The 5,895-nt window shown below is 56.3% G+C and carries 3 rRNA genes; all 3 read left to right on the top strand.

From position 1 onward, the window contains the following. Positions 1-508 precede the first annotated feature (508 nt). Positions 509-2,031, top strand: a 16S ribosomal RNA gene (locus tag J1M41_RS11435). Between the two features lie 439 nt (positions 2,032-2,470). Then, positions 2,471-5,562: ribosomal RNA gene (locus J1M41_RS11430) — 23S ribosomal RNA — on the top strand. 192 nt (positions 5,563-5,754) lie between these two features. Continuing rightward, positions 5,755-5,871, top strand: a 5S ribosomal RNA gene (gene rrf / locus J1M41_RS11425). The 16S, 23S and 5S rRNA genes sit together here, the layout of an rRNA operon. The last annotated feature ends 24 nt before the right edge of the window (positions 5,872-5,895 follow it).

Raw genomic sequence — 5,895 nt, 5'->3', positions numbered from 1 at the left:
TGCCGAGAATGGCAGGTCCAGGGCGGGTGGTGCTCACCGGGTGCGCGGCCGGCAGTGATGCGGGTCGGGATTCCTGAAGAAGATGATCTGGTTTGACAGCCGGGGATCATGTGGTAAGCTTTTCGAGGCCTTCCACGTGGATGGTCCGGTGAGTGTCTGGCCCCGCGGAAGCGGAGTTGACATGGTCGGATCGCGTGGTAAGGTTTTCTAGCCCGGCCATGTGAACGGACGGTGAATGCTTCGGACACGGAGTTGACACGGTCGAAACGGATGGTCTAGGATGGAGAAGTTGCTCCAGAGCGAAACGGCCCGCGGAGCGGGTCGCTGAAGCTGGAAGCGCCTGTTGTTTGAGAACTCAATAGTGTGCCAAGTTTGTTGATGCCAATTGTTTTAACACATATTGGTTGATCATCGCCTGCCACCCCCGTGGTGTGGTGATGGTTTGCTAGGTATTGAATGGATGTCGTGGTGGTTATTTCCGGCTGCCACGGTGTTGTTCTGTAATTTTTTTACGGAGAGTTTGATCCTGGCTCAGGATGAACGCTGGCGGCGTGCTTAACACATGCAAGTCGAACGATGAAGCCCAGCTTGCTGGGTGGATTAGTGGCGAACGGGTGAGTAACACGTGAGTAACCTGCCCTTAACTCTGGGATAAGCCTGGGAAACTGGGTCTAATACCGGATAGGAGCGTCCACCGCATGGTGGGTGTTGGAAAGATTTATCGGTTTTGGATGGACTCGCGGCCTATCAGCTTGTTGGTGAGGTAATGGCTCACCAAGGCGACGACGGGTAGCCGGCCTGAGAGGGTGACCGGCCACACTGGGACTGAGACACGGCCCAGACTCCTACGGGAGGCAGCAGTGGGGAATATTGCACAATGGGCGAAAGCCTGATGCAGCGACGCCGCGTGAGGGATGACGGCCTTCGGGTTGTAAACCTCTTTCAGTAGGGAAGAAGCGAAAGTGACGGTACCTGCAGAAGAAGCACCGGCTAACTACGTGCCAGCAGCCGCGGTAATACGTAGGGTGCGAGCGTTATCCGGAATTATTGGGCGTAAAGAGCTCGTAGGCGGTTTGTCGCGTCTGTCGTGAAAGTCCGGGGCTTAACCCCGGATCTGCGGTGGGTACGGGCAGACTAGAGTGCAGTAGGGGAGACTGGAATTCCTGGTGTAGCGGTGGAATGCGCAGATATCAGGAGGAACACCGATGGCGAAGGCAGGTCTCTGGGCTGTAACTGACGCTGAGGAGCGAAAGCATGGGGAGCGAACAGGATTAGATACCCTGGTAGTCCATGCCGTAAACGTTGGGCACTAGGTGTGGGGACCATTCCACGGTTTCCGCGCCGCAGCTAACGCATTAAGTGCCCCGCCTGGGGAGTACGGCCGCAAGGCTAAAACTCAAAGGAATTGACGGGGGCCCGCACAAGCGGCGGAGCATGCGGATTAATTCGATGCAACGCGAAGAACCTTACCAAGGCTTGACATGTTCTCGATCGCCGTAGAGATACGGTTTCCCCTTTGGGGCGGGTTCACAGGTGGTGCATGGTTGTCGTCAGCTCGTGTCGTGAGATGTTGGGTTAAGTCCCGCAACGAGCGCAACCCTCGTTCCATGTTGCCAGCACGTCGTGGTGGGGACTCATGGGAGACTGCCGGGGTCAACTCGGAGGAAGGTGAGGACGACGTCAAATCATCATGCCCCTTATGTCTTGGGCTTCACGCATGCTACAATGGCCGGTACAATGGGTTGCGATACTGTGAGGTGGAGCTAATCCCAAAAAGCCGGTCTCAGTTCGGATTGGGGTCTGCAACTCGACCCCATGAAGTCGGAGTCGCTAGTAATCGCAGATCAGCAACGCTGCGGTGAATACGTTCCCGGGCCTTGTACACACCGCCCGTCAAGTCACGAAAGTTGGTAACACCCGAAGCCGGTGGCCTAACCCTTGTGGGGGGAGCCGTCGAAGGTGGGACCAGCGATTGGGACTAAGTCGTAACAAGGTAGCCGTACCGGAAGGTGCGGCTGGATCACCTCCTTTCTAAGGAGCATTAGTGCCCGTTGCATCACCGCGTGTGTGATGGCGGGTTGCTCATGGGTGGAACATCAATGAATGGTGCCAGTGGTGGTGCCGGCAGTGCTCGAGTACGTCATGCCTTTGCGGGCGTGGTTGGAATGGGTGGTGTTGGTGGCTGCGAGCTGGTGTTGGCACACTGTTGGGTCCTGGAACAGCAGGCACCCTGATCTGTGAGGGTTGGGGTTGTTGTTTCTGGTCTCCGTATCTTGTGAAGCTGGCCTTGTGGGTTGGTGGATGGGGTGTGGGTTGTTGTTTGAGAACTGCATAGTGGACGCGAGCATCTTATTTTTTTTGTTGCTGCATCGTTGATCGCACTGTCCCCCCTGGGGTGGTGTGTGAGGTGTGGTGATGCCGAGAATGACATCTTAGTTAGATATTGCTCATTTGAGGACTTTCATTGTGTGTGAAAGTTTCCAAGGGCGCATGGTGGATGCCTTGGCAACAGGAGCCGAAGAAGGACGTGGGAATCTGCGATAAGCCTGGTGGAGTCGATAACCGGACGTTGAGACCAGGATTTCCGAATGGGGAAACCCCGCACGACGTGTCGTGTGACCCCCGGTTGAACACATAGACCGGGTGGAGGGAACGTGGGGAAGTGAAACATCTCAGTACCCACAGGAAGAGAAAACAAAAGTGATTCCGTTAGTAGTGGCGAGCGAACGCGGATGGGGCTAAACCGTATGTGTGTGATACCCGGCAGGGGTTGCATGTGCGGTGTTGTGGGCCCCTCCTTGTCATGTCTGCCGGCATGGCGCAGTGAGGTGCGGGCATATAGACGAACCAGTGTGGATGCTGGACCGTAGTGGGTGAGAGTCCCGTAGTCGAAATGTGTTCCGCCGCTGTTGGGGGGTTGCCCGAGTAGCACGGGGCCCGAGGAATCCCGTGTGAATCTGCCAGGACCACCTGGTAAGCCTGAATACTACCTGTTGACCGATAGCGGATCAGTACCGTGAGGGAATGGTGAAAAGTACCCCGGGAGGGGAGTGAAATAGTACCTGAAACCATGTGCCTACAAACCGTTGGAGCCTCCTTGTGGGGTGACAGCGTGCCTTTTGAAGAATGAGCCTGCGAGTTAGTGATACGTGGCGAGGTTAACCCGTGTGGGGAAGCCGTAGCGAAAGCGAGTCTGAATAGGGCGATTGAGTCGCGTGTCCTAGACCCGAAGCGGAGTGATCTACCCATGGCCAGGTTGAAGCGCGTGTAAGAGCGCGTGGAGGACCGAACCCACTTCAGTTGAAAATGGAGGGGATGAGCTGTGGGTAGGGGTGAAAGGCCAATCAAACTCCGTGATAGCTGGTTCTCCCCGAAATGCATTTAGGTGCAGCGTCACGTGTTTCTTCCCGGAGGTAGAGCTACTGGATGGACGATGGGCCCTACAAGGTTACTGACTTCAGCCAAACTCCGAATGCCGGGAAGTGAGAGCGTGGCAGTGAGACTGTGGGGGATAAGCTTCATAGTCGAGAGGGAAACAGCCCAGACCACCGGTTAAGGCCCCTAAGCGTGTGCTAAGTGGGAAAGGATGTGGAGTTGCTGAGACAACCAGGAGGTTGGCTTAGAAGCAGCCACCCTTGAAAGAGTGCGTAATAGCTCACTGGTCAAGTGATTCCGCGCCGACAATGTAGCGGGGCTCAAGTACACCGCCGAAACCGTGGCATTCAGTTTTGCTGGATGGGTAGGGGAGCGTCGTTCACGAGGTGAAGCCAGCGGGTAACTTCTGGTGGATTGTGGACGAGTGAGAATGCAGGCATGAGTAGCGAAAGACGGGTGAGAAACCCGTCCGCCGGATGACTAAGGGTTCCAGGGTCAAGCTAATCTGCCCTGGGTAAGTCGGGACCTAAGGCGAGGCCGACAGGCGTAGTCGATGGACAACGGGTTGATATTCCCGTACCAGTGAAGAACCGCCCATGCTGAGCCGGTGATACTAACCGCCCGAACCATCCCGAACCCCGTCTTTGACGGGGTCGGTGATGGGGAGCGCGGGACCTGAACCGGGGAGGCAAGCGCATTAACAGGTGTGACGCAGGAAGGTAGCCGGGCCGGGCAATGGAAATGACCTGGTCTAAGGGTGTAGGGCTGCCGGTAGGTAAATCCGCCGGCTGTATGCCTGAGACCTGATGGGCGCCCACGTGGTGGGTGATCCGGTGATCCTATGCTGCCTAGAAAAGCATCGGCGTGAGGTTCAAACTGCCCGTACCCTAAACCGACACAGGTGGTCAGGTAGAGAATACTAAGGCGATCGAGAGAATCATGGTTAAGGAACTCGGCAAAATGCCCCCGTAACTTCGGGAGAAGGGGGGCCCCAACCTTGAGCACCACGTGCTGGTGTGAGGGGATCGGGGCCGCAGAGACCAGGGGGAAGCGACTGTTTATCAAAAACACAGGTCCATGCGAAGTCGTAAGACGATGTATATGGACTGACTCCTGCCCGGTGCTGGAAGGTTAAGGGGACCTGTTAGCTTCGGCGAAGCGGAGAACTTAAGCCCCAGTAAACGGCGGTGGTAACTATAACCATCCTAAGGTAGCGAAATTCCTTGTCGGGTAAGTTCCGACCTGCACGAATGGAGTAACGACTTCCCCGCTGTCTCAACCGTGAACTCGGCGAAATTGCATTACGAGTAAAGATGCTCGTTACGCGCAGAAGGACGGAAAGACCCCGTGACCTTTACTATAGTTTGGTATTGGTATTCGGTGTGACTTGTGTAGGATAGGTGGGAGACTGTGAAGCGGGCACGCCAGTGTTCGTGGAGTCGCCGTTGAAATACCACTCTGGTCACTCTGGATATCTAACTTCGGCCCGTGATCCGGGTCAGGGACAGTGCCTGATGGGTAGTTTAACTGGGGCGGTTGCCTCCCAAAATGTAACGGAGGCGCCCAAAGGTTCCCTCAGCCTGGTTGGCAATCAGGTGTCGAGTGCAAGTGCACAAGGGAGCTTGACTGTGAGAGTGGCAGCTCGAGCAGGGACGAAAGTCGGGACTAGTGATCCGGCGGCTCGTTGTGGAACGGCCGTCGCTCAACGGATAAAAGGTACCTCGGGGATAACAGGCTGATCTTGCCCAAGAGTCCATATCGACGGCATGGTTTGGCACCTCGATGTCGGCTCGTCGCATCCTGGGGCTGGAGTAGGTCCCAAGGGTTGGGCTGTTCGCCCATTAAAGCGGTACGCGAGCTGGGTTCAGAACGTCGTGAGACAGTTCGGTCCCTATCCTCTGCGCGCGTTGGAAATTTGAGAAGGTCTGTCCTTAGTACGAGAGGACCGGGACGGACGAACCTCTGGTATGTCAGTTGTACCGCCAGGTGCATGGCTGATTAGCTACGTTCGGGATGGATAACCGCTGAAAGCATCTAAGCGGGAAGCCGGCTTCGAGATGAGATTTCCTTGCCCCTTTGAGGGTGTGAGGCCCCCAGCTAGAACACTGGGTTGATAGGCTGGATGTGGAAGCGAGGACTGAAGACTCGTGAAGCTGACCAGTACTAATAGGCCGATGACTTACACACACTCTTATCCCATTGCTTGCTTCAAGGTGATGGGTTGGTGTTCGCGTCCACTGTGCGGTTGTCTGATTGCAACCGGCTGTCTGCCTGTTGGTGGGTGGTTGGGGTGTTTTGAGTTGAATAGTGTCACTGTTGTGTGACCCGTAGGTTTCCCTGCTGTTGCCCGTGTTGAGGGTGGTGGTGTGGGGTTAGGGTTACGGCGGTCATAGCGTGGGGGAAACGCCCGGTTCCATTCCGAACCCGGAAGCTAAGGCCCACAGCGCCGATGGTACTGCAGCCGGGAGGTTGTGGGAGAGTAGGTCGCCGCCGGACATTCTTTGGGGGAGGGCCTCGCAC

The sequence above is a fragment of the Micrococcus sp. KRD096 genome (assembly GCF_017168495.1).
Lineage (GTDB): Bacteria > Actinomycetota > Actinomycetes > Actinomycetales > Micrococcaceae > Micrococcus > Micrococcus luteus.
This window is presented reverse-complemented; position numbering and strand designations above follow the sequence as displayed.